We start from the raw sequence: 24718 nt of genomic DNA on the forward strand, positions 1-24718 counted from the left end.
GGTGAGTTTTTTAGTTTATTTCCAACAAATTTTCTTAAATTCACTTGGATATCAAAATATTATATTATCTAGCCCATTAACATCTAATCAAATATACACACTAAGTGCTTATGCAAAGCGTCTTGGAAGTTCGCAACCAAAATTATCATTACAGGCATTTGATAGTAATGATAACTTACTGCTATATGAAATTTTCACAAAAAACATCCAAGAAAATGAATGGGAAAAAATTAGTCATACATTCACAGTGCCAGCCGGTACTGTGAAAATTAGGGCTATTATCCGAACAAGTGTGAAGGATAACGATATCATTCGCTTTGACGCAGTTCAGTTAGAAAATAAGGATTTCGATTCGCCTTTTACTACATCAACACTTGCATCAGCGAAAAACTTATATGATCTAAATGTAAGTAAAGATGCTGGTACTATGACGACATGGTTTAAAACAAAAACTGTACCTTCTTATAGTAGACATATCGTTTCGATTGAAGGAACAAATAAAGAATTATTTAATGTTGTCATAGGAACAGATAATATCGTATCTGTGGGTTATCGTAAGAATGGTGACGACAACGTATATAAGCTCATTACGACTACCGAAACAGTACCATTAAATGAATGGCAATTTATGTCGTTAAAGTGGGAGTATGATCAAGCGAATTTAAATGTTACCTTCTATTTAAATGGTAATAAGTACACTGCTTCAACAAGTGATTTTAGAGACTTTTCTAATGGTAAAATAGCACTCGGCAGCAGCTATTTTGGAAAATACCAACTAAACGGACTAATGGAACAATTTACGTATAGTGCTAAAGCAATTCCTGATCCAATTATTGAAAACATCTATAACCAAAATAGAAATGACATTATGGCAAGAGTTACGAACGATTATTCTTATGAAAACGACCGCATGAAAACAGTGTCTCATAACATTGATGCCACTTCTTCTGTCACATATTCATTCAATTACGATGATTTTGGTAATACAACAGGGATTTATGTTGGTGATCAACTGTTAACAACAAATAATTATGAACAAACGGTAGATAAAAACGGTCAAACGATATCTACTGGCAAGCTATTAAGCACGCAATATAGTAATAATGATACAATTAGTTACGAGTACGATAATCTTGACCGAATGACTGAACTACTAGTGAATGGTGACCTGCAGTTTAAGTATCACTTCAACGCTAGTGGCAACTTAGGTTATCATGAAGATATCGTGAATGGTGTTGATTATCGCTATGAGTACGATTTAGCGGAGCGTCTTGTGTCTGTTGTCGCTAATAACGGTTATGCAATCAGCTATAACTACGATGTCAACAACAACATTAGTAAAGTAACAGAAGAAATTAATAACAAGCAATTCGAAACGGATTATCTGTACGACAATGATAATCGCTTAAAGGATGTTACCTATACTCGTGATGGTGTGCTAAATAAGGTGTCGAACAATTACGATACGATCGGTCGTTTAGATACTCGCACAGTTACGCATAACACAACGCCTATAAATACGACGTCTTATACATTTGAAGCTGGTGGTCAAGGAACTAACTCGACAACATCATTAGTGAAGACAATGACAACAAACGGTCATACGTACACGTTTACGTATGATGATGTAGGTAATATCACAGAGATTACAGATAATGATGGTTCAACAACAAAAGCGATAAATTATGACTATAATGAATTAAATGAACTTGTCCGTGAGGATAACAAAGTAATCAACAAAACAATCGTTTATGATTACGACTTAGGAGGAAATATCCTCTCGAAAACAGAATATCCTTATACACTAGGAGATTTAACAGGGGTTACAGGTACAAAGATTGACTATACGTATGGTAATGCAAACTGGAAAGATCAGTTAACGAAATACGATGGTAAAACGATTGATTACGATGCGATAGGAAACCCCATTAGCTATGATGGCTACACGTATTCATGGGAAGCAGGAGACCAGCTTGCAGGAATATCCAGCACCGAAGTCACCACTTCTTACAAGTATAACGACGGTGGCTTCCGTACAGAAAAAACTGTAAATGGCGTCACTACAAACTATTACCTTGAAGGCTCACACGTCACGTACGAAACAACTGGAACTGATGAAATCTATTACACATACGACAGCAAACTCATCAGCATGAACTTAAACGGTGAAGAATACTTCTACGTCTATAACTTGCAAGGGGATGTTGTTGGATTACTAGATTCAACTGGTACAGAAGTAGTTTCCTACACGTACGACACGTGGGGGAAAGTCCTTTCAATTACTGGTACAGACAAAGATACGGTAGGAGTTAAGAATCCTTATCGTTACAGAGGCTATCGCTATGACAGTGAAACAGGATTATATTATCTAAACGCTAGATACTATAATCCAGAGTGGGGACGAATGCTGAATGCAGATTCGTTCGGTGGATTTACAGGCGAACTGCTAAGCCACAACGTCTACGCCTATGTTCAGAACAATCCGGTGATGTTGTATGATCCGACTGGGCATTTTGGTCAATTTATTTTACCGGCTATACTAGTAACAGCACTTGCTGTAGATTTTGCAATATCAATGTATAACGCTTATGAAGAAGAGGGCATGAAAGGTGTAGCGAAAGAAGCAGGGAAGGAAGCTTTATATACCGCAGCAACAGGAGGCGGTGGCAAGTTTCTTGCCAAGTATGGTGCAAAGGCTTTAGGACCTTTAATAAGTAATGCTACAGTTAAATCTGTCTCTAATATGAATGAGTTCTTTGATATGGAGTTTGGACAATCTATTAAAAATTCTTTAAGCAAATCAAATATTAAATATGATGGACAAGTAATTTACAAAGTTACACAAAAAACAAGTAGTGAATATCTTAAGAAAGGTTATGGAATTTACCTGGACGGGATGCATAAAGATCATTTAGAGGTCATAAATAAAACAGGCCATGTAATACATGTGTTAAATTTAGATGGTACATTAAATACTGATAAAACTAAAAAAGCATTTGGACGTAATGTTAGAGAATGGAGAAAATAATATTGGAAAATAAGTTGAGAGAGGTATTGGTAATACTTGAAAAACTTAATTCTAAAGCTAATATTGTAACTAAGGATGATTTTATTGAACAGTACGATAATTTAAACGATTTTAAATTATTGTCTAAAAGTTTAGATGAACTATTAGTTGAATCTAATACTGTAAATTTAAATGATGGTAACCAAGTAGAGGAAATGGTATTTGAGTTACATAGAATACTAACAACTTTCGAGTGGCATTTTACAGAGATTAGGGATTTAAATATAAAGATAATAAAAGAGTATAAAGATAAAATCAGTAAAAATTAACTTAGAAATATAAAGAGATTAGTGACCTATCCTTTTTAGAATAACAAATGATTTACTATAAAAATGGCGTGTGAATGGACAATAGATTTTACATGCCATTTTTGTTATGAATATGTACAAATAACATAGTTTTAACTTCTTAACTTATAGGGATGAAAACTGGAAAAATAAGTTAACTGAGTACAATGGAAAATCAATTTCGTATGATACGATTGGTAATCCAATCAGCTATGACGGCTACACGTATACGTGGGAAGCAGGAGACCAGCTTGCAGGAATTACTGGCAACGGAGTTAACACTTCTTATAAGTACAACGACAGTGGCTACCGTACGGAAAAAACAGTGAATGGCGTCACTACAAACTATTACCTTGAAGGCTCACACGTCACGTACGAAACAAATGGAACTGATGAAATCTACTACACGTACGACAGCAAACTCATCAGCATGAACTTAAACGGTGAAGAATACTTCTACGTCTATAACTTGCAGGGTGATGTTGTTGGTTTACTAGATTCTTCAGGTACAGAAGTCGTTTCTTACACGTACGACACGTGGGGGAAAGTTATTTCGATAACTGGAACGAAAGCAAGTACAGTTGGAGAAAAGAACCCTTATCGTTACAGAGGCTATCGCTATGATAGTGAAACAGGATTATATTATCTAAACGCTAGATACTACAACCCAGAGTGGGGACGAATGCTGAATGCAGACTCCTTTGGTGGATTTACAGGCGAACTCCTAAGCCATAACGTCTATGCATACGTGCAGAACAATCCGGTGATGTTGTATGATCCGACGGGACATTTTTCTGAAAAGAATTATGGCTTTGGAGTGCCGATGCGTGGAAAAACAAGAAGGCCTAATAATAAAATAACAAAAACAACAAATCAAAATGCATTAAAAGGGAAAAATCTAGAAACAGCGAAAAAGAATTATAGTGAATATCACAATATAAGAAAAGCGGAAAAAGGTACTAAAAAGAATTCAAGTTCACCCGACTTTATTGTATCTCCAGTAGGAACTGCAATACCCGTCCCAAAAGGTGCAAAAGGTCCAGGGCCTGTAGAAAATGGTTTAGGTTTTTTATATAAAGGCGGTAGCGGTGGAAATGTACTAAATAATGCAGTTAAAGGTGTTAGAATTATGGAACCTACTTGGAGATATCCAACTGGATATGCATCTTATTTTAATAAATCAAATCAAGCAGTAAATCCAATAACAGGGAGAACAATTGGGAAATCAGACCCTTGGTGGCATATTGTAACTAAATAATAAATTAGAACTGGAGGGGTAACATATGTCATTAGAAAATAGGTTAGGTATATATTGGCTTAAAGGAGTTGAAATGACTTCTGTTGTTTTCATAAGGGATTACATTCAGTTAGGTTTTGAAGGTATATACGAACCTGCTACTTTAAACACTTATACATTACCAACAGTCCAAAATAACAAATACACTTATAGTCATGGTACAAAAGGATATAGAGATGAATTGTGTTCATTAATTAATAAAAAAGTGGAAAAGGTTATTCTTGTTGAAAATGAGGGGATAAAATTAGTTTTTGAAATGAATATACTATTAGAAATTTCTTTGAGAGATGAAGATTATGAGGGTCCCGAGGCAGCCATGTTCATAAGAGGAGACGAAACAGTAGTATGGTAATTAACTTCCGCTCGAATAGATTAACCAATATATAATTATTTTATTTACCTTAAGAGGAATACCTCTTAAGGTTTTTTTGCAAAGATTAAATGACGGGACTACTAGTGAATGATGTTCTGCAGTATAAGTATCACTTCAACGCAAGTGGAAACTTAGGCTATCATGAAGATATGGTGAATGGTGTTGATTATCGCTATGAGTACGATTTAGCTGAGCGTCTTGTGTCTGTTGTCGCTAATAATGGTTATGCCATTAGTTATAACTACGATGTCAACAACAACATTAGTAAAGTAACGGAAGAAATTAATAACAAACAATTCGTAACGGACTATCTGTACGACAAAGACAATCGCTTAAAGGATGTCACCTACACTCGTGATGGTGTGCAAAATAAGGTGTCAAACAATTATGATACGATCGGTCGTTTAGATACTCGAACAGTTACGTATAACACAACGCCAATTAATACGACGTCTTATACATTTGAAGCTGGTGGTCAAGGAACAAACTCGACAACATCATTAGTCAAAACAATGACAACAAATGGTCATACTTACACGTTTATGTTTGATGATGTAGGCAATATCACAGAGATTAAAGATAATGATGGTTCAACAACGAAAACGATAAATTATGACTATAATGAATTAAATGAACTTGTCCGTGAAGACAACGAAGTAGTCAACAAAACAATCGTTTATGATTACGACTTAGGAGGAAATATCCTCTCAAAAACAGAATATCCTTATACACTAGGAGATTTAGCCGGGGTTACAGGTACAAAGATTGACTATACGTATGGTAATGCAAACTGGAAGGACCAATTAACGAAATACGATGGTAAAACGATTGATTATGACGCGATAGGTAATCCGATTAGCTATGACGGTTACACGTATACGTGGGAAGCAGGAGACCAGCTTGCAGGAATATCCAGCACCGAAGTCACCACTTCTTACAAGTATAACGATGGTGGCTACCGTACGGAAAAAACAGTGAATGGCGTAACTACAAACTATTACCTTGAAGGCTCGCACGTCACGTACGAAACAACTGGTGATGATGAAATCTATTACACGTACGACAGCAAACTCATCAGCATGAACTTAAACGGCGAAGAATACTTCTACGTCTATAACTTGCAGGGGGATGTTGTTGGATTACTAGATTCCACTGGAACAGAAATCGTTTCCTACACGTACGACACGTGGGGGCAAGTCATTTCAATAACTGGAACAAAAGCAAGTACAGTCGGAGAAAAGAACCCATACCGTTATCGAGGGTATCGCTATGACAGTGAAACAGGGCTATACTACCTAAACGCTAGATACTATAACCCAGAGTGGGGACGAATGCTGAATGCAGACTCATTCGGAGGATTTACAGGCGAACTTTTAAGTCATAATGTCTATGCATACGTGCTGAACAATCCGGTGATGTTGTTTGATCCGACGGGGTATTATGCGATGGGGATTACCCCAGAGGTTTTTGGTGCCGGTGCTCCAACAACTGATGGGATAAACACTGAGAGTGTTTTGTACACTATAGATGTTTATTTATCCTTTATGCCTGGATCTGGTTTGGTTGCAAAGGGTACAAGTAAGGCAATTGGCTTTGTAAGTAAATTATTTGGTAAAGGTGCAGGTAAAGTTCTTAATAGCTTTGATGATGTAGCTAATTATGTTAGGAAAAATGGAAAACTACCTGATAATTATATAACAAAAAAAGAAGCAAGAATATTAGGTTGGAATCCTAGAGAGGGAAATTTAGCGGATGTAGCACCTGGAAAGAGTATTGGTGGTGATATTTTCAAAAATAAAGAAAACCTTTTACCAAGTTCCTCAGGAAGAGTATGGTATGAGGCTGATATCAATTACACTTCTGGTTTTCGAGGTGGAGAAAGATTATTGTATTCTAATGATGGTTTAATTTATAAAACAACTGACCATTACCAAACATTCACAAGAATTAAATAAAGTCGGTGGTGTAAGAATGAATAAGGTAATAATAAATGGTGAAGAGTTTCTTAATATAGAAGAATTTCATAAGTATATTAAGGTGAAAATGGAATTACCTGATTATTATGGTGAAAATTTAAATGCTTTATGGGATTGTATTACTGGTTTTATAGATTTGCCTTTGTTGCTCGTATGGGTAAATTTTGAAAAAAGTAAAGTGTATATTGGAAAATACGCTGAAGAAGTTTTACAGGTTTTCAAAGAAGCTCAAAATGAATTAGAAGACGATTTCATAGTCGAAGTAAAGTGAGTTTTTCAAATTAAGGCGGTTATATTCTATGATAACCGTCTCTTTTTTTTGGGTATGGGGTACCGAATAAACGGCATATTATTCAAAGGTTAGACATAGCGATCATAAGCCCTATATAATATTTTTACGAATTATAAAGTATGTACAACAACTGTAAATTATATGCCCTATTTATTTTATAGTGAGGACTACTCCACCACGATTAACTCCTGAATGTCGATGGCTATCACAATACTACTTATTCATTTGTTGATAGGTTTACTCTATCAACAAATTCTGACCATAAATCATTTTATATTAAAACTCGGCGAAACAGAAGTGAACAAAACTTCCTATACGTACGCGCCAGGTGGTTATGGAGAGCATTCGACAACAACTCTAATCGACTCAATTTCAACAGGTAATCATAGTTTCACATATGATTACAATAACAGTGGGAATATTGAAACAACGACTGAGAATGGTCAAACAATCATTTACCACTACAATGAATTAAATGAGCTAGTTCGAGAAGATAACGAAGTCTTAAACAAAACGATTGTTTATGCTTATGATGTAGGAGGAAATATTCTCTCTAAAACCGAATATCCATATACGATAGGAACACTTGGTATAGCTACGAAAACGATTAACTACAACTATACCGATGCGAATTGGAAAGTCAAGCTCACATCGTATGATGGAAAAGAAATAACGTATGATGAAATAGGAAACCCGTTAACGTATGATAATTATACATATAGTTGGGAAGCAGGAAATCAGCTTGGGGGTATTAGTGGAAATGGCATCACAACGTCCTTCAAGTATAATGACAGTGGTATTCGTACAGAAAAAACAGTAAATGGTGTCACAACCACATACCGTCTAGAAGGTTCTCGCGTCACGTATGAAACAAACGGTACAGATGAAATCTATTACACGTATGACGATACGTTAATCAGCATGAACTTAAACGGAGAAGAATACTTCTACGTATATAACTTGCAGGGAGATGTTGTTGGTTTACTAGATTCTTCTGGCCAAGAAGTTGTAACGTACCAATATGACACGTGGGGTAATCAAGTTTCCATAACTGGAACCAAAGCAAGTACAGTAGGAGCAAAGAACCCATATCGTTACCGTGGATATCGTTATGACAGTGAAACGAAGCTTTACTACTTAAATGCTAGATATTACAACTCTGAGTGGGGAAGGTTTTTAAATGCAGATACGTTCCGTGGATTAACTGGTGATTTATTAAGCCACAATGCCTTTGCATATGCGAAAAACAACCCAGTCATGTACGTTGATCCGACAGGTTACTTCTGGAAATCGATTATTAAAGTAACGAAAAAAGTTGTAACGAAAACTGCGAAGGTACTAATTTTAGACGACTTACAAACATTAACAGACGGAAAATGGGATGGAAATGATGTCATAGCTGCAGTTAACCTCACGCCGTGGGGCAAAGTCGTTAAAGGCGCTAACCTAGCAATAAAAGCTGGAAAGAACATAGATGGGTTAGTTGCAAGTGGAGTGAGGGGCTCTAAGGGTAATAGTAATGCTGTGCCTCTTAAACAGGGTGGTGGTAGTAACCCAAATGATTTTGTTACCCCCATGCAGAAAAACATTTGTATGACTCTAGTATACCATCAACACCAAAAAGGTCTCAATATGGAGAGAATGTAGATGTCGGTAAGTTGAGACAAGAGACAATTAGTAATCCAGATAAGGCATTTTCTAATTGGCCGAATCCAAATAATCCGAATACTATGAGGATAACAAAGTATTATAAGGAGTTTAATGGTAATATTAGTACACTAGATACGCCAACTGGTAGTCATAGAGTGTTTGATAATATAGATAATCCTAATAGAAGTTCACATTTTCCATATGTACCAAGAAAATAAATTTATAAGGAAAGTGATAGTTTTGGACATTATGTTATACCATTCTTATTTACCTGAAAGCCATGAGTTTCATGTACCTTTAGAAGAAATCCTGACTTTTGGGATTAAATCCAATACAAAATCCAATAATCGTTATAGCAATGGTGGGAAGGTCAAGATAGAAATTACAGAAAAACTTAAACCAAAAGAAGCACCTGATTGGATTGATTTTAGAAAAGCAGTAGGAGCTGATTTAACAAATCGATTTTCTAAATCATTTTGCTTTCCACTTTTCACAAATAAAGTCTTAGTGTTTAATGGTGAGGTATCTATAAATATCTATGACCAAGCATTTTATGAGGATTTAAAAGATACAGACGAGGAAGTGTTAAATTTCGATACTGGTAGAAGTATTGAGCATTGGATAAAGGAATACTGGGAGAGTATGGTTACTTTGGAACAGTACTTTCAAGAAAAACCATATTCTAAACCTGAGATTTTAATTTTTGAAGATGTGCCCGAACAAATCATAAGAGAATGTGAATAAACTGATAAACCTTGATTGGCTATATGCCTTTCAAGGTTCTTATATTATGAAAGATACTTAGTGCGGTTACATTAATCGAATTCTAGCTTCTAATAATTCTAGATTATGCACTATCAGAAAATAGAATTTTATCATTTCAACAAGGAAAAGGAAGTACCGTTTCATACGTTTATGACTATGATGTAGGAGGAAATATCCTCTCGAAAACCGAATATCCATATACGATAGGAGCACTTGGTACAGCTACGAAAACGATTAACTACAGTTATACCGATGCGAATTGGAAAGACAAGCTCACATCGTATGATGGAAAAGAAATAACGTATGATGAAATAGGAAACCCGTTAACCTATGATAATTATACTTACAGTTGGGATGCAGGAAATCAGCTTGCGGGTATTACTGGAAATGGCATCACAACGTCCTACAAGTATAATGACAGTGGTATTCGTACAGAAAAAACAGTAAACGGTGTAACAACAACATACCGCTTAGAAGGCTCACGCGTCACGTACGAAACAAACGGCACAGATGACATTTACTACACGTATGACGATACGTTAATCAGCATGAACTTAAACGGAGAAGAATACTTCTACGTCTATAACTTGCAGGGGGATGTTGTTGGGTTACTAGATTCAACAGGAACAGAAGTCGTCTCCTACACGTATGACACATGGGGTAATCAAGTTTCCATAACTGGAACGAAAGCTAGTACAGTTAATTCCTGCAATATAAATACAATAACCCACCATGCCTCTTTCTAATTTGGCAAAGTGGGTATTAAAAGCTTACTCTAAAAATTCTAATATATATTTCATTCTCTGTTTTAAACTTTCTCCAACCATATTTACAAACGGAGAATATTTCTGCTTTACGTGAGATTGGTCTAATGCTTCGTAATATTGCAAACGTTGTTCTTTTCTTAAGACAATTGGTAAATATCCAGACTTCATAAGGTCAAGATTTAATAACAATCTTGCAGTCCTTCCATTCCCGTCAATAAATGGATGAATTTTAACGAAGAAACTATGAAGTAACGCAGCTCTTTCTATTGGATGAACAGTTGTTTTTTTATACCAATCAATGAGACCTTCCATTTCATCCTCAAGTACAAGAGGACTAGGAGGAACATGTTCCGCACCAGAAATTAATACTTTAACTTTTCGATAAACACCAGCATTTTCTGCGTCAATTCCTCTTAAAATAATGGCATGAATGTCTTTAATCGTCTGTTGAGTAATAGATGTATCGTCTTTAACTTGGTCTTCAATAAAGGAGATAGCCTCTTTATGATTAATCGCTTCGAGATGCTCCCTCATTAACTTACCACCTATCGTAATACCATCTTCAAGGACAACTTTTGTTTCTGATAAAGTTAAAGTATTACCTTCAATACCATTTGAGTGATATGTCCATTCTACAATCAAGTGGTCGCGTAAATTCTTTACTACTTCACTTGGAAGTGGTCTCTTTCGATCTAAATCATTTTTTAATTTATCAATCTCATTAAAGAGTTGGTTTGTGTTCATCATACATCATCCTTTAGATACAAATCTTTATTTTATTATAGCATCTATTAAAAAAATATTGGAATAAAGAGGCAAAGATTGCGCACATTATGTATAGGAGGTGGGACAAATGGCAAAAGTTGGTGTAGAACAGTCCTTAACGAATGTACAAAATGCGTTGCAACAAAAGGGATATGATGTAGTGCAGTTAAAACAAGAACAAGATGCAGCTGGATGTGATTGCTGCGTGATCACTGGTGGCGATCAAAATGTCATGGGAATGCAAGATACACAAATGAAAGGTGCGGTAATTAATGCCGATGGCCTTACAGCTGAAGAAGTGTGTCAGCAAGTAGAAAGCCGCTTACAACAATAAAAAGGAACAGCGTAAATGCTGTTCCTTTTTTAATGCTCTAAATTATGCTTCTTCAGTTTTTGAAATGTAAACTTGGTGTGGATATGGAATTTCAATATTATTTTTATCAAATGCTTCTTTAATTGCTTTACGTAATTTACGCTCAATAGCCCATTGTTGCATATTTTCTGTTTTGGCAACAACACGTAAAACAACGTCAGATGAACCAAAGCTTTGTACGCCAAGCACGTTCGGTCCTTCCACAATTTCTGGACTTTCTGCAGCAACAGCATCACAAGCATCTTGAAGCACTGTCATTGCTTTATCAATATCGTCATTATAAGAAATACCGATATCAACGAGTGCACGCATATTTCCTCTTGAGTGGTTACTTAAACTGCTAATTTCACGGTTAGGTATATAGTTAAGCGTTCCGTCAAATCCACGTACCGTCGTCGTTTTTAACCCGACTTCTTCAACAATTCCTGAATAACCAGCCATCGTGACATAATTGTCTACTTCAATTTGCTTTTCAATTAATAAGAAGAATCCAGTCACAACGTCACTTACAAGTCCTTGCGCACCAAAACCTATTGCTAAACCAAGTACACCTGCACCTGCAATTAATGTTTTTGTATCAAGTCCGAACACTTCAAAAATCATGACGATTGCGATAAAACCAAAAACGTAAGTAATTATGTTAAACGATAGTTTCTCTAACGTTTTTACTCTTTGAATAGAAATATCATCTTTTTTTGAAAGTCTTTCAAATGAACGGTGTAAAACGTTATTTCCAATTTTCTTTGCAATTAAAAAGACGATAATAATAGCTAAAATTTGGAGAAGATTTACCCCAACAGCTACCATCAATTCATTCCATTTAATATTTTCAATCCATTCGACCATTTCTAAAAGTCAGCTCCTTTATAAGATTATTTTTCCCAGTTTAAAGACTTATAAACGGTCATCTTAATAATAATTCTAACAAGATAATTATTTCTAGTAAAATCATCTGCTCATTTGGTTTTTGTTTATTATTAGGAAGGAAAGGGTATACTTCATAAGTAGGACAAAGGTTGTCATTCAGATTAAATTAATTTTAATTTAATATTGACTAAAAACTAGACGTTTTATATAATGATAACCGTAGTGCAAGCGCTTAATTCAAGGCGCAATAAAGCATAAATTATTAGGAGGTATTTACATATGGCAGAACGTACAGTAGGAAAACAAGCTCCACGTTTTGAAATGGATGCTGTTCTTCCAAACAAAGAATTTGGTAAAGTAAGCTTAGAAGAGAACATGAAAAACGACAAGTGGACAGTTCTTTTCTTCTATCCAATGGACTTCACTTTCGTTTGTCCGACAGAAATCATTGCATTCTCTGATCGCTACGATGAGTTCGAAGATTTAGATGCAGAAGTAATCGGTGTTTCAACTGATACAATCCACACTCACAAAGCTTGGATCAACACTTCTCGTGATGAAAACGGCTTAGGTGAATTAAAATACCCATTAGCAGCTGACACGAACCACACTGTATCTGCTGATTATGGTGTTCTAATCGAAGAAAAAGGTATTGCACTTCGCGGTGTATTCATCATCAGCCCTGAAGGTGAATTAGCTTATTCTGCAATCAACAACTTAGATGTTGGTCGTGACGTAAACGAAACATTACGTATTTTACAAGCGCTTCAAACTGGTGGACTTTGCCCAGCAAACTGGAAGCCAGGTCAAGGAACTCTTTAATTTATAAATATAAAAGTGCAACGGCATATGCTGTTGCACTTTTTTTGCGTTCAAAAAATCTCAGACTAAAGTATGAGACAAAGATGGAGCGTAATAAGGATGTTAAAAGGGAAGATTCGAAATAGAATAAAAAATAAGAAAAATTAATAGCAAATTTGTGGTAATTTATTTCGGAACACGATATATTTATACTACGTGTTTTTTCAACATAGGGGGTGCAATTATGGATACATTTAAAAGGTTAAAAGAGTTTTACTTACCGTATAAAGGTTATTTTATATGGTCAATGATTTCGTTATTATTCGTAACGTCAATTACTGTTGTTTACCCAATGATTCTTCAATTTACAATTGATGATGTCGTTGGAAAAGAAAAGTACGATTTAATTCCAATGCTAGCAATCGGGTTTGTTATCTTGTGGGGAATTAAAGGAGTAGCGACATATTTCCACCAATATTGTGGTGACTTGTTCGGTATCCGCTCCGTTTACGCTCTTCGAAATGCTCTTTACAAAAAACTACAATACTTACCATTTCGTTATTATGACAATGCAAAAACTGGAGACTTAATGTCACGTTTAACAGCTGACGTTGAAGGGTTCCGCTTCTTTTTATCATTCGGATTTGCACAACTTTTCCACTTTATTTTATTAGTAGGATTAAGTTTGACAGTTATGTTTTATTATTCAGTACCACTTGCATTAGTTACATTAATTGCAATGCCATTTTTAGCTGTTACAGTCTTTCGCTTTGATAAGCGCGTACATCCAGCATTTAAAGGAATACGTAAATCATTTGCTAAGTTAAATACGAAGGTGCAAGAAAATATTAGTGGGATGAATACTGTAAAGGCACTTTCAAGAGAAGATTTTGAGATTAATAGTTTCGTAGATAAAAATGGAGATTATAAGAACCAGTTTATTACGACATCTAACATTTGGGCAAAGTATTTCCCATTAATGGAGTTAATCGGAAATCTTTGTGTCGTAGCAATTCTTTCTCTTGGTGGATATCTAGTAATGAATAACGAATTACAGCCAGGGGAATTAGTAGCTTTCTTTAGTCTCGTTTGGTACATTTTAGGACCATTAATGAACTTAGGATTTATCATTAATATGTTCTCGCAATCAAAAGCATCAGGTGAGCGCTTAATTGAGGTGCTTGATGCAGATGAGGAAATTGTAGATAACTCAACTGCGGAAGCGGTAGAAACAATTAAAGGTGATGTTGAGTTTCGTAATGTGTCATTAAAATATATTGACGAAGAAGATGAGGTAGACTTAAAAAATATTTCGTTTAAAGCAAAACAAGGGTCTGTCATAGGTTTAATCGGGGCAACTGGATCTGGTAAAACGAGTATCACGCAATTAATGTCTCGTTTTTATGAGCCTACTTCTGGTGAAATTTTAATCGATGGAAAACCACTAAACAATTATACAATTGAAAGTTTACGTAAGCATATCGGTTTCGTATTACAAGAGTCATTTTTATTCTCGTCTTCGATTAAAGACAACATTTCTTACGGAAATCCTGACGCAAGTATGGAGGAAATTGTTGCTGCAGCGAAACGTGCACAAGCGCATGACTTTATTTGCGAACTGCCTGAAGGTTACGAGACTCGTTTAGGTGAACGAGGAATGGGATTGTCAGGTGGTCAAAAGCAGCGAATTGCAATTGCCCGATCTATTTTAATCAATCCTAGCATTCTAGTTTTAGATGATGCGACTTCTGCGGTTGATATGGAAACGGAAACTCGCATACAAAAAGAATTAAGTGAAGTAATGGAAAATCGTACAACGTTCGTTATTGCTCATCGTATTTCATCTGTAAAAGATGCTGATGAAATCTTAGTGTTAGAAGATGGAGAGATAGTAGAACGAGGTACACATAAACAGTTAATTACAAATGAAGGTGGCTATTACCGCCGCATCTATGATATTCAATATAAAGACCGTGCTACTGTATTAGCAGAGCAAACAGTTTAGGTGGTGAGATTGATGAAAAAAGAAAATAAACAGCGTCGAAGAAGTTCGCGGTTTCATTACTCAGCAGATTTAGTCATTGAGAAGCCATTTAACTGGTCACAATTAACTAGATTATTTTCATATATGAAACCGTATGCGAAAACAATACTTCCATTAGCGATTTTGGCAATGCTAGTGTCTACAGCAGTACGTCTACTAGTACCAATTTTAATCGGGGTTTATGTCCTTGATAAAGCAATAATTGAAAAGGATACAACATTACTAATTACTTTAGTAGCAACGATATCTGTTCTTTATATATTTAACTGGATTGCTAATACGTATCGTATTAAATGGATGAACCAGTTGGGACAGTATGTTATTTATGATTTACGTGCCCATTTATTTAAGCACATTCAGAGACTTTCTCATCGCTTTTTTGATCAGCGATCTGCTGGTTCAATCTTAGTACGTATTACGAATGATATTAATTCATTGCAAGATTTGTTTACAAACGGAGTAATAAATATCTTAACGGACTTGTTAATGTTAATTGGGATTATCGCTATTTTATCGTACCTAAGTCCGCCTTTAACACTAGCAATTATGGTGATTTTACCGATTATGTTCTTTATTTCAACGGGGCTACGCCGTAAGATTAGACGTTCGTGGCAAAGCGTACGAATTAAACAGGCGAAGTTAAATTCCCACTTAAATGAAAGCATTCAAGGGATTCGTGTAACGCAATCCTATACACAAGAAAAAGAAAACATGGATTTCTTTGAAGGGTTGAATACAGAAACATATGAAAGTTGGAAAGACGCAACACAAAAGAATGCGATGTTCCGTCCGTTCGTTGAAATGTCAAATGCTATTGGTACAGCCATTTTAATTTGGTACGGAGCGTCATTAATTCCTATTGAAGGTAACGGAGTAACAATCGGTGTATTCGTAACTTTTGCTTTCTATTTAGGAATGTTTTGGGAGCCAATTTCAAGGCTCGGGCAAGTATATAACCAACTATTAGTTGGGATGGCCTCATCTGAACGAATTTTTGAATTTTTAGATGAGAAACCTTCTGTTCCAGAAAAAGAAAATGCAAAAACACTTACAGATGTAAAAGGGCAAATTAACTTCTCAAACGTAGAGTTTGCGTATGATGAAAAGCGAAAAGCGTTGAACAATATTGATTTAAGCATTGATGCTGGGCAAACAGTTGCTTTAGTAGGCCACACTGGCTCTGGTAAGACAACAATTGCTAACTTAATTACTCGTTTCTATGACCCTACTAAAGGTACAGTGAAGATTGATGGGCAAGATTTAAGAGATTTAAGTTTAGATAGTTTGCGTTCACAAATAAGTATCGTGTTGCAAGATACGTTCATTTTCTCAGGAACAATTATGGAAAATATCCGTTATGGTAATCCTAATGCAACGGATGAACAAGTGAAAAAGGCTGCTGAAGCAGTTGGCGCACACACGTTTATTTCAAAGCTAAATAAAGGATACGATACGGAAGTTGAAGAGCGCGGGAATATTTTATCTGTTGGTGAAAGACAGTTATTGTCATTTGCAAGAACGTTGTTAGCAGACCCTAAAATTATTATTTTAGATGAAGCAACAGCAAGTATCGATACAGAAACAGAAGTTAAAATTCAAGAAGCATTAAAGACATTACTAAATGGTCGTACTGCGATCATTATCGCTCACAGACTTTCAACAATTCGTGAGGCAGATAATATTATCGTATTAGATCACGGTAATATTATTGAACAAGGAAATCACGAGCAGTTAATGAACCATCGAGGTGAATACTTCGAGCTTGTAAAAGCACAGTTTAAAGCAATTGAAGCGAGCTAATATAGGTAAATTGGTTGGAGACAATAGTCTTCAGCCTTTTTTTGTACTTTCTGAAACGAGACGAATTGTTGCTTCGTCATATATACAAAGGGGGAATGTATCGTGTGGTATGTTTTTGCCAGCTGGGTACTCATATTACTGGTAGAAATCCTTTGGTTTTCCAGTGCGTTAGTAGGAAGCTATTATAGTGGCGAGCTTGTTTTTATGCCAACAGTCATTGCGGTGACATTAGTAGTTGGAGTGACGGGTTTCAGTTTATATAAGAAAGAGTAGAAATAAGTTTCATTTTTCCCTAGGAGAGGCTGGGACAAAACCAAAAGAGGCTAACTAAAAGCCGAACATTGAACAAATGAAGCGTAGTCAAAATACGCAGACTCCTACGGGAAAAGCAACAGCTGAAGACCCCACAGAAAGTTTTACTTTTGAGGAGGCTGAAGCGTTGCCCGTGGAAAGCGAAGTATTTTGACGGAGCATCTTTAAATTCTTCAGAACACATTAAAAAACGAGGTCATTCAGAATTTAAATCTGAATAGTTCGTTTTACTCATTGATTAATAAACTTTTGACCCAGCCTCTTACTATTTTAAGACTTACCCTTGAGTTTTATCGAATTTCCTGTACACTAACAGTAAGTTAAGACTAAAGTGAAACAGTGTTAGAATTGAGGGATATACGATGAAAAAAGAATTCGCAGTTATCGGCTTAGGGCGATTTGGAAGTAGTATTTGCCGAGCATTAGTTGAAAAAGGAATGGAAGTTTTAGCAATAGATATTGATGAAGATCGTGTTAATGCTTTTTCGAATATCGCATCACATGCGGTCATGGCCGATACAACGGATGAGAAGACATTAAAGGAATTAGGAATTCGTAATTTTGATCACGTAATCGTTGCAATTGGTGATAATATCCAAGCGAGTATTTTGACTTCACTTATCTTGAAAGAGCTTGGAGTTAAACATATCACAGTAAAAGCACAAAATGATTATCATGAAAAGGTGCTAAGTAAGATCGGTGCAGACCGTGTTATTCACCCTGAACGTGATATGGGAAAACGAATTGCCCACCAAATTGTTTCAAATAATGTCTTAGATGCTCTAGAATTGTCAGACAAGCATAGTGTTATTGAAGTTATTGCTAATAAGCGAATGGATGGTAATACACTAGTTGAATTAGATGTTCGTGCAAAATACGGATGTAATATTATTGGGATGAAGCGAGGAGAAGAAATCATCGTTTCACCAAAGGCAGATTTTCAAATTCGTGAAGGTGATTTATTAATTGTGATTGGTGCTAACAATGACATTGAACGATTCGAGCGCCAATTGTTAGATGATGAATAAGCAGCTTAACATAAAAAATAGACCTATCCTAATTGGATAAGGTCTATTTTTTATATAACAGATTAAATTTCCATAATGATTGGTAAAATCATCGGACGACGCTTTGTTTTCTCATATAAGAAAGGTCCTAACGTATCAGTGATTTCATTTTTAATTTCAGCCCATTGCTTCGTTTTTCTTTCCATTACTTTATCTAAGTGCTTGCTAATCAATGATTGTGCCTCATTAATTAAATCGCTTGATTCACGCATGTAGACAAAGCCACGCGATATTAAGTCAGGGCCAGCTTCAATTTTAAACTCTTTCATATTAATGCTTACAACGACAACAACAAGACCTTCTTCTGATAATATCTTGCGATCGCGTAAGACGATATTTCCAATGTCACCAATACCATTTCCATCAACATAAACAGAGCTTGAAGGGATTTTACCTGTAAGTCCTGCTTCATTCTCGCTTAACGAAAGGATGTCACCGTTATCCATAATGAAGCAATTTTCTTCTGGTACACCACAATCAATTGCTAATTTAGAATGCATGCGTTGCATACGAAATTCACCGTGAATTGGCATGAAGTATTTCGGCTTCATTAGACGTAACATTAATTTTTGTTCTTCTTGGCCACCGTGACCAGAAGTATGAATGTTATTTAACGATCCGTGAATAACTTCAGCACCAGCTTTAAATAGCATGTTAATCGTTTTACTAACGCTTACTGTATTACCCGGGATTGGTGAAGATGAAAATACAACCGTATCGCCAGGAATAATTTGAATTTGACGGTGTGTGCCATTAGCAATACGTGAAAGTGCTGCCATTGGCTCACCTTGACTTCCAGTACATAAAATTGTTACTTCATTATTTGGCAGACGATTAATTTGGTGCGTGTCGATAAACGTTTCTTTTGGAGCTTTAATATAGCCAAGCTCTAAACCAATTGTTATCGCAGACTCCATACTTCTTCCAAACACTGCAACTTTACGATTATGTTGCACTGCTGCTTCAACTACTTGTTGTAAGCGGTGTATGTTTGAAGCAAACGTTGCGAAAATAAGACGCCCATCTACTGTACGGAAAATATCTTGAATGCTTTGACCGACTTTACGCTCAGACATTGTAAAGTCTGGGATTTCACTATTAGTACTGTCAGAAAGTAAGCATAATACGCCTTCTTTTCCGATTTCAGCCATCTTTGTTAAGTTAGCTGGTTCGCCGACAGGTGTGAAATCAAACTTAAAGTCACCAGTATGAACGATATTTCCGTTCGGTGTTTTAACAACTATTCCATAAGCATCTGGGATACTATGTGTCGTTCGGAAAAACGTAACTGCTGTATGTTGGAACTTAATGATATCTTCTTCTTTAATTTCAATAAGTTTTGTAGAACGTAGTAAGCCGTGTTCTTCTAACTTATTTTTGATCAGTCCTAACGCTAACTTACCACCGTAAATAGGAACATTTACTTGACGAAGTAAGTAAGGAATTCCACCAATATGATCTTCGTGACCATGAGTGATAAAAAGACCTTTAATTCGTTCTTGATTTTTTACTAAGTATGAGTAATCTGGGATGACATAGTCGATACCTAGTAATTCGTCTTCAGGAAATTTAATACCAGCATCAATAATGATTATTTCATCTTGGTATTCCACGGCGTATGTATTTTTACCAATTTCGCCGAGGCCTCCTAAAGCAAATACATTTGTTTTATTGCGAGTTGACTGTTTCATAAATTATACATTCTCCACATTATAGTTTTCGCCCTGTTTCTCATATTCTAAAAATTCCCCAGTTACTTCTAAAATATGTTCAATATTGTATTTGCGGTCCGCTAATTTTTCACGTACTTCACGAATGGATTCCGCTTCTACATATACGCACTTCGTATGTTCCCTTACTGGTGCTTCCGTTAATGTTTCTTGATAGAGAACTTTAAAAATCATGTTTATATCTCTCCTTAATAGCCGTTTATATGTTTCTAATGTTTTATTATATAAGAAATTGGATTGTTTTTCATGCTTTTTTCTAACTTTTACCTCTTGCTCTTTATTTTTAGACGTAAATAGGGCATGAAAACATTGAAAGAACTAAGGGAATTACATGTCTGTAGCTGTTTTTTTATTAAGAATATCTCTCCATCTTTTTAATAGTTTATCTTTCCATTTCTTTACCATAATTACCTCCGTTATTTTTTCCGCCATATTGTTACCTATAGTATGTGGACATTTAACGCAAAGGTAGACAGGTAATTTATGGGTAAATAAGTTACTTTCATTGACATAGGATACTATTGATATGATAAGTTTTACTTAAATACGATTATTTAATTCCTAAACTAAAGGAGAAAACAATGGAGAAAAGACGCATTGGGAATAGTGATATAGATGCTTCTGTCATCGGATTTGGTGCATGGGCTGCAGGTAAAACAGGTTGGGGAAATGTTGATGAAAATGAAGTGAAGGATGCAATATTGCGAGCAGTGGATTTAGAAGTTAATTTCTTTGATACTGCACCTGTTTATGGGTATGGAGAGTCTGAAAGAATTATTGGAGAAGCTCTGCAAAACGTGCGTGAGCAGGTTTATATTGCAACTAAATGCGGATTATTATGGGATGAGAAAGGTAAAGTTCAAAAGCATAATGGCAAAGAAAGCATTTTGAAAGAAGTAGATGCTAGCTTAAAACGATTAAATACAGATTACATTGACTTATACCAAGTGCATTGGCCAGACGTCAATACTCCCATTTCGGAAACAATGGATGCTTTAAATGAAATATTACATATGAAAAAAGTGAAGTATGTAGGAGTTTCAAATTTTTCTGCAGAGCAAATGGAAGAAGCAAAAATATACGCTCCTATTATTTCATTACAATCACAATATAGTATTTTAAAAAGGAAAGTAGAAAATGAAGACATCCCTTTTGTCGAACGTGAAGGTATGAGTCTTATCCCATACAGTCCGTTAGCACAAGGGTTGTTAACTGGTAAGTTTTCAAAAGACTTTATAATTGACGAAAAAGATGTTCGTGCCTTTAATCCACTATTTAAAGAAGAAGCTTTTGCGAAAAATTTAGAAATAGTTGAAAAGATGAAACCAATTGCTGAAAAATATGATCGACCATTAAGTCAAGTTGCCGTAAACTGGTTGCTTTCAAAGAAGGTGGTCTCGTCTGTCATTTGCGGAGCAAGAAATGCGGCGCAAGTCGAAGAGAATACGAATGCAAGTGAGTGGAAATTGGCGAAAGAAGACGTTGCATTTATTGACAGTCTTTTAGAAAGCCGAAGTGAAGGGGCAAGATGATGAGTAAACAAGTACGCCTTTACACTGCGTTAATAACATTAAGTCTTATTTGGGGAGTTAGCTTTCTATTTATTAAAGTGTTATTAGATTACACGACCCCGTTCGGTATTGTTTTCTTTCGTTGTCTTTTTGGTGTTGTTACATTACTTCTAATTTTGTGGTGGAGTAGAGAAATAGTAAAATTGAAGGAATTACCGATGCGTTCATTAATTATAGTTGGATTTTTGAATGCGGCAATTCCTTGGGCGTTAATTGCATATAGTGAAATGAAAATTTCCAGTAGTATGGCAGCAGTTTTAAATGCAACGACGCCTATTTGGACGAGTGTGATCGGCGTATTATTCTTTGCAATACATTTAAAGCTGAAGCAGTGGGTAGGTATTTTAATTGGATTTTTTGGGATTACGATCTTACTTGATTTAGATATAGCAGCACTTGTTTCAGAAGATTTTGTTGGCGTTGGAACGATGCTGTTGGCAACTGTTTGTTACGGACTATCATCGCAATACACGAAACGTTATTTAAAAGATGTAAGTATCAAAATAATTTCATTAATGACGTTATCAGTTGGGGCAGTCATTAGTTTAGTGATGAGTGTTATTTTCGAGCCTATAAATGTTAGTGTGATCATTAATCCTCTCGTTTTTGGTTCATTTATCGCACTTGGAGTGTTTGGATCTGGCTTTGCCTACTTACTGTTTTATTATTGCATTAAAGAAGGAAGCGCAGAGTTTGCGACACTAGTAACGTATTTAGTTCCAATTTCCGCTATGATTTGGGGCTTTATTATTTTGGATGAAGCAATTACTCCGAACTTAATTGTAGGGCTATTGTTCATTTTCTTCGGCGTTTATTTAGCTAGTATGAAGAAAAGGTCTATAATAAGGAAGACGACAAAATCTTATATGACATAAAAGGATGTTTACAAAATGAGTAAAATTGTATTTTTTGATATAGATGGAACATTATTGAATGATGAAAAGGAAATTTGTGAAACGACAAAAATAGCGATTCAAAAGTTAAAGGAAAATGACGTTCATGTAGCTATTGCTACAGGAAGAGCACCATTTATGATAAAACCTTTATTAGACGAACTCGGCATTGATACGTATGTCACTTACAACGGGCAATATGTCGTCCATAATGGGAAAGCAGTTTTTCGTAATCCGATTAAGAAAGAGCTATTACAAAAGCTTGAGGAAGAAGCGGCAAAAAATGCACATCCAATGGTATTTATGGATCATTTAGATATGAAAGCGAATATTGAACTACATGACCATATCAATGACAGCTTTGCTAGCTTAAAGATGAATGCACCGAGCTTTGACGAAAAGTATTACCATGATCGCGATATTTACCAAGCGTTACTCTTTTTTGATCGTAAAGAAGATGAGAAATTCCGTTATCGCGATGACTTTAATGAGTGTCACTTTATCCGTTGGCATGATTATTCTGTCGATATTTTACCTGCTGGTGGCTCAAAGGCGAAGGGCATTGAGAAGCTGTTAGAAGTATTAGAGATAGATAAAGAGAATGCCTATGCATTTGGTGATGCAACGAATGACCTGGAGATGATTGCGTTTGTCGGAACTGGAGTGGCGATGGGAAATGCGATGCCTGAGGTCAAGAAAATTGCCAATTATGTAACGAAATCGAATAATGACAAAGGGATTTACCACGGAGTAAAAGAGTTAGGGTTAATCGATTAATAAATACATTCAAGTCAAATCAAATGTGATTTGGCTTTTTTTGCAGGGAAAGATAATAATAAAGAGAATATGTAAGCGTAGAACTATAAATTTAATGGAGAAATAATAATGAAGATGAACAGATTTTTAATAATTATGTTACTAATCGTACTGCCGCTTATCAGTTATCTCTTCGTAACTGCTTCACCATTAGTTTTTGGGACAAAAGTGAATAGCGCAGAGGAGATGGAAGGTGCAACCTTTGGACTGCCAATACCATTTCTTACTCAAGATTTAACATATGATTATGAAGGAGATTTTCCAAGACATTTCGGAATAGATACTGACTTCTTAGATAGTTATTCAAATACTCAAGTTGATAAATCAAAGTATATATTATCGCTACTTATTGTGTATGGGCTTTTAGTCACTGTCTTTTTCATTTTGGTACATTATTTATCTGATTACGTAAAAGAATATTTAGAAGAAGAAACGGAGTACAGAAAAAAGGATGTATTAGATTAATACGAAGGTGACTCTAATCTTCATGGAAATTGGCATACAAAAACGCTTGGGGATTAAATTCTCCAAGCGTTAGTAATTTTAGCGTCCAATAGCAGTGCTATTTTCAGGAACTTTAAATGGATCTACTTTATCAATATGATCGTAAAACATAACCCCGTTTAAATGATCAATTTCATGTTGGAAGACAATAGCTGGGAAGCCTCTTAAGCGAAGATTAACTTCGTTTCCTTCAATGTCAGTACCCTTAACAGTAATGCGGGCATATCTAGGCACATAGCCTGGAACAGCACGATCAACGGATAAACAGCCTTCGCCACTTTGAAGGTATGATTTCTCAACAGAGTGACTTACAATTCGTGGGTTAAATAATCCAAAATCGTATACTTTTCCTTTACTATCTTCGGCTAAAACGGCAATCATTCGTTTGCTAACGTTAATTTGCGGAGCGGCAATTCCGACTCCTGGGCGTAAGTCGTACTTCTCAGCAATTTCTGGTGTTTGACTATTTTTTAAGAAATCCATCATCTTTTTTAAAGTATCTATCTCTTCCGTGGAAGGAGGTAATTTTACTTCCAGTGCTTTTTCTCTAAGGACAGGATGTCCTTCCTTTACAACATCATTCATTGTAAGCAATGCTGTTCACTCCCCTTTTTACATAAACATAAACATATTACATCCATACGAAGTAACTAAAATATAATTACTCATTAAGTATACTAGGAATATGTAACGAAAGAAAG

The 24718-nt window shown here is 35.6% G+C and carries 24 protein-coding genes; 19 read left to right on the plus strand and 5 right to left on the minus strand.

Going from position 1 to position 24718, the window contains the following annotated elements; genetic code table 11:
- Nucleotide 1 precedes the first annotated feature (1 nt).
- From CIB95_RS16300 to CIB95_RS16390, 10 genes are all read left to right on the plus strand, one after another.
- Nucleotides 2-3028 carry an RHS repeat domain-containing protein gene (locus tag CIB95_RS16300; protein WP_094921249.1) on the plus strand — a complete coding sequence of 1009 codons (3027 nt, stop codon included), beginning with the start codon at nt 2-4 and terminating at the stop codon, nt 3026-3028.
- Nucleotides 3029-3030: 2 nt separating this feature from the next.
- Complete coding sequence (locus CIB95_RS02220) at nt 3031-3336, plus strand: hypothetical protein (protein WP_094921252.1); 306 nt, start codon at nt 3031-3033, stop codon at nt 3334-3336.
- A gap of 343 nt (nt 3337-3679) precedes the next feature.
- Nucleotides 3680-4612, plus strand: coding sequence for an RHS repeat-associated core domain-containing protein (locus tag CIB95_RS02225; RefSeq protein WP_198949148.1), 933 nt, complete (start codon nt 3680-3682; stop codon nt 4610-4612).
- A 25-nt stretch (nt 4613-4637) separates the two neighbouring features.
- Nucleotides 4638-5003, plus strand: coding sequence for a hypothetical protein (locus tag CIB95_RS02230; RefSeq protein WP_094921258.1), 366 nt, complete (start codon nt 4638-4640; stop codon nt 5001-5003).
- 104 nt (nt 5004-5107) lie between these two features.
- Nucleotides 5108-6979: an RHS repeat-associated core domain-containing protein gene (locus CIB95_RS16015; RefSeq protein WP_158217544.1), complete on the plus strand. Its 1872-nt coding sequence runs from the start codon at nt 5108-5110 to the stop codon at nt 6977-6979.
- A gap of 16 nt (nt 6980-6995) precedes the next feature.
- Entirely contained in the window at nt 6996-7271 is a 276-nt protein-coding gene (locus CIB95_RS02240) for a barstar family protein (protein ID WP_094921261.1), read from the plus strand.
- A 318-nt stretch (nt 7272-7589) separates the two neighbouring features.
- Nucleotides 7590-8939 (plus strand): RHS repeat-associated core domain-containing protein, encoded by a 1350-nt coding sequence (locus tag CIB95_RS02245; protein ID WP_198949149.1) that lies wholly within the window; start codon nt 7590-7592, stop codon nt 8937-8939.
- A gap of 11 nt (nt 8940-8950) precedes the next feature.
- Nucleotides 8951-9160, plus strand: a complete 210-nt coding sequence (locus CIB95_RS16305; RefSeq protein ID WP_198949150.1) for a hypothetical protein — start codon at nt 8951-8953, stop codon at nt 9158-9160.
- 31 nt (nt 9161-9191) lie between these two features.
- Nucleotides 9192-9686 (plus strand): DNA polymerase III, encoded by a 495-nt coding sequence (locus tag CIB95_RS02255; RefSeq protein ID WP_332892785.1) that lies wholly within the window; start codon nt 9192-9194, stop codon nt 9684-9686.
- 569 nt (nt 9687-10255) lie between these two features.
- Complete coding sequence (locus CIB95_RS16390; RefSeq protein ID WP_233143876.1) at nt 10256-10453, plus strand: hypothetical protein; 198 nt, start codon at nt 10256-10258, stop codon at nt 10451-10453.
- 24 nt (nt 10454-10477) lie between these two features.
- Here the strand turns inward: CIB95_RS16390 and CIB95_RS02260 are convergent, their stop codons facing one another.
- Nucleotides 10478-11218, minus strand: coding sequence for a Fic family protein (locus tag CIB95_RS02260; protein WP_198949160.1), 741 nt, complete (start codon nt 11216-11218; stop codon nt 10478-10480).
- A gap of 109 nt (nt 11219-11327) precedes the next feature.
- On the opposite strand from CIB95_RS02260, the gene CIB95_RS02265 reads away from it, so the two are divergent.
- Nucleotides 11328-11573, plus strand: coding sequence for a YkuS family protein (locus tag CIB95_RS02265; protein ID WP_094921266.1), 246 nt, complete (start codon nt 11328-11330; stop codon nt 11571-11573).
- 42 nt (nt 11574-11615) lie between these two features.
- On the opposite strand, the gene CIB95_RS02270 is transcribed toward CIB95_RS02265, so the two are convergent.
- Nucleotides 11616-12458 carry a mechanosensitive ion channel family protein gene (locus tag CIB95_RS02270; protein WP_094921269.1) on the minus strand — a complete coding sequence of 281 codons (843 nt, stop codon included), beginning with the start codon at nt 12456-12458 and terminating at the stop codon, nt 11616-11618.
- 300 nt (nt 12459-12758) lie between these two features.
- On the opposite strand from CIB95_RS02270, the gene CIB95_RS02275 reads away from it, so the two are divergent.
- From CIB95_RS02275 to CIB95_RS02290, 4 genes are all read left to right on the plus strand, one after another.
- The gene (locus CIB95_RS02275; RefSeq protein WP_094921272.1) at nt 12759-13301 is read left to right on the plus strand and encodes a peroxiredoxin; all 543 of its coding nucleotides are present in this window, start codon (nt 12759-12761) and stop codon (nt 13299-13301) included.
- A gap of 223 nt (nt 13302-13524) precedes the next feature.
- Entirely contained in the window at nt 13525-15285 is a 1761-nt protein-coding gene (locus CIB95_RS02280; RefSeq protein WP_094921275.1) for an ABC transporter ATP-binding protein, read from the plus strand.
- Nucleotides 15286-15297: 12 nt separating this feature from the next.
- Entirely contained in the window at nt 15298-17124 is a 1827-nt protein-coding gene (locus CIB95_RS02285) for an ABC transporter ATP-binding protein (RefSeq protein ID WP_094921278.1), read from the plus strand.
- A 674-nt stretch (nt 17125-17798) separates the two neighbouring features.
- Complete coding sequence (locus CIB95_RS02290; RefSeq protein ID WP_094921281.1) at nt 17799-18464, plus strand: potassium channel family protein; 666 nt, start codon at nt 17799-17801, stop codon at nt 18462-18464.
- Nucleotides 18465-18526: 62 nt separating this feature from the next.
- Here the strand turns inward: CIB95_RS02290 and rnjA are convergent, their stop codons facing one another.
- Complete coding sequence (gene rnjA / locus CIB95_RS02295) at nt 18527-20194, minus strand: ribonuclease J1 (protein ID WP_094921284.1); 1668 nt, start codon at nt 20192-20194, stop codon at nt 18527-18529.
- Nucleotides 20195-20197: 3 nt separating this feature from the next.
- On the minus strand, nt 20198-20407 hold the full coding sequence (locus CIB95_RS02300) for a DNA-dependent RNA polymerase subunit epsilon (RefSeq protein ID WP_094921287.1): 210 nt from the start codon (nt 20405-20407) through the stop codon (nt 20198-20200).
- 407 nt (nt 20408-20814) lie between these two features.
- On the opposite strand from CIB95_RS02300, the gene CIB95_RS02305 reads away from it, so the two are divergent.
- From CIB95_RS02305 to CIB95_RS02320, 4 genes are all read left to right on the plus strand, one after another.
- Complete coding sequence (locus CIB95_RS02305) at nt 20815-21765, plus strand: aldo/keto reductase (RefSeq protein WP_094921289.1); 951 nt, start codon at nt 20815-20817, stop codon at nt 21763-21765.
- The gene (locus CIB95_RS02310) at nt 21762-22679 is read left to right on the plus strand and encodes a DMT family transporter (RefSeq protein ID WP_233143877.1); all 918 of its coding nucleotides are present in this window, start codon (nt 21762-21764) and stop codon (nt 22677-22679) included. The genes CIB95_RS02305 and CIB95_RS02310 overlap by 4 nt, the downstream gene beginning before the upstream one ends.
- Before the next feature lie 15 nt (nt 22680-22694).
- Nucleotides 22695-23474, plus strand: coding sequence for a Cof-type HAD-IIB family hydrolase (locus tag CIB95_RS02315; protein ID WP_094921294.1), 780 nt, complete (start codon nt 22695-22697; stop codon nt 23472-23474).
- A gap of 108 nt (nt 23475-23582) precedes the next feature.
- Entirely contained in the window at nt 23583-23978 is a 396-nt protein-coding gene (locus CIB95_RS02320; RefSeq protein ID WP_094921297.1) for a hypothetical protein, read from the plus strand.
- Between the two features lie 78 nt (nt 23979-24056).
- Here the strand turns inward: CIB95_RS02320 and def are convergent, their stop codons facing one another.
- Nucleotides 24057-24602 carry a peptide deformylase gene (def, locus tag CIB95_RS02325; protein ID WP_408607179.1) on the minus strand — a complete coding sequence of 182 codons (546 nt, stop codon included), beginning with the start codon at nt 24600-24602 and terminating at the stop codon, nt 24057-24059.
- Nucleotides 24603-24718 lie beyond the last annotated feature (116 nt).

The organism is Lottiidibacillus patelloidae, from assembly GCF_002262935.1.
Classification (GTDB): Bacteria; Bacillota; Bacilli; order Bacillales; family SA5d-4; genus Lottiidibacillus; species Lottiidibacillus patelloidae.

Excerpts from the sequence above, each read along its gene's own strand:
- CIB95_RS02305 (WP_094921289.1), top strand. The coding sequence starts at position 20,815 with ATGGAGAAAAGACGCATTGGGAATAGTGATATAGATGCTTCTGTCATC.
- CIB95_RS02285 (WP_094921278.1), top strand. The coding sequence starts at position 15,298 with ATGAAAAAAGAAAATAAACAGCGTCGAAGAAGTTCGCGGTTTCATTAC.
- CIB95_RS02300 (WP_094921287.1), bottom strand. The coding sequence starts at position 20,407 with ATGATTTTTAAAGTTCTCTATCAAGAAACATTAACGGAAGCACCAGTA.
- CIB95_RS02240 (WP_094921261.1), top strand. The coding sequence starts at position 6,996 with ATGAATAAGGTAATAATAAATGGTGAAGAGTTTCTTAATATAGAAGAA.
- CIB95_RS02280 (WP_094921275.1), top strand. The coding sequence starts at position 13,525 with ATGGATACATTTAAAAGGTTAAAAGAGTTTTACTTACCGTATAAAGGT.
- def (WP_408607179.1), bottom strand. The coding sequence starts at position 24,602 with ATGAATGATGTTGTAAAGGAAGGACATCCTGTCCTTAGAGAAAAAGCA.
- CIB95_RS02310 (WP_233143877.1), top strand. The coding sequence starts at position 21,762 with ATGATGAGTAAACAAGTACGCCTTTACACTGCGTTAATAACATTAAGT.
- CIB95_RS02320 (WP_094921297.1), top strand. The coding sequence starts at position 23,583 with ATGAAGATGAACAGATTTTTAATAATTATGTTACTAATCGTACTGCCG.
- CIB95_RS16390 (WP_233143876.1), top strand. The coding sequence starts at position 10,256 with ATGAACTTAAACGGAGAAGAATACTTCTACGTCTATAACTTGCAGGGG.
- CIB95_RS02230 (WP_094921258.1), top strand. The coding sequence starts at position 4,638 with ATGTCATTAGAAAATAGGTTAGGTATATATTGGCTTAAAGGAGTTGAA.
- CIB95_RS02260 (WP_198949160.1), bottom strand. The coding sequence starts at position 11,218 with ATGAACACAAACCAACTCTTTAATGAGATTGATAAATTAAAAAATGAT.
- CIB95_RS02265 (WP_094921266.1), top strand. The coding sequence starts at position 11,328 with ATGGCAAAAGTTGGTGTAGAACAGTCCTTAACGAATGTACAAAATGCG.
- CIB95_RS02315 (WP_094921294.1), top strand. The coding sequence starts at position 22,695 with ATGAGTAAAATTGTATTTTTTGATATAGATGGAACATTATTGAATGAT.
- CIB95_RS02270 (WP_094921269.1), bottom strand. The coding sequence starts at position 12,458 with ATGGTCGAATGGATTGAAAATATTAAATGGAATGAATTGATGGTAGCT.
- CIB95_RS02275 (WP_094921272.1), top strand. The coding sequence starts at position 12,759 with ATGGCAGAACGTACAGTAGGAAAACAAGCTCCACGTTTTGAAATGGAT.
- rnjA (WP_094921284.1), bottom strand. The coding sequence starts at position 20,194 with ATGAAACAGTCAACTCGCAATAAAACAAATGTATTTGCTTTAGGAGGC.
- CIB95_RS02255 (WP_332892785.1), top strand. The coding sequence starts at position 9,192 with ATGTTATACCATTCTTATTTACCTGAAAGCCATGAGTTTCATGTACCT.
- CIB95_RS02290 (WP_094921281.1), top strand. The coding sequence starts at position 17,799 with ATGAAAAAAGAATTCGCAGTTATCGGCTTAGGGCGATTTGGAAGTAGT.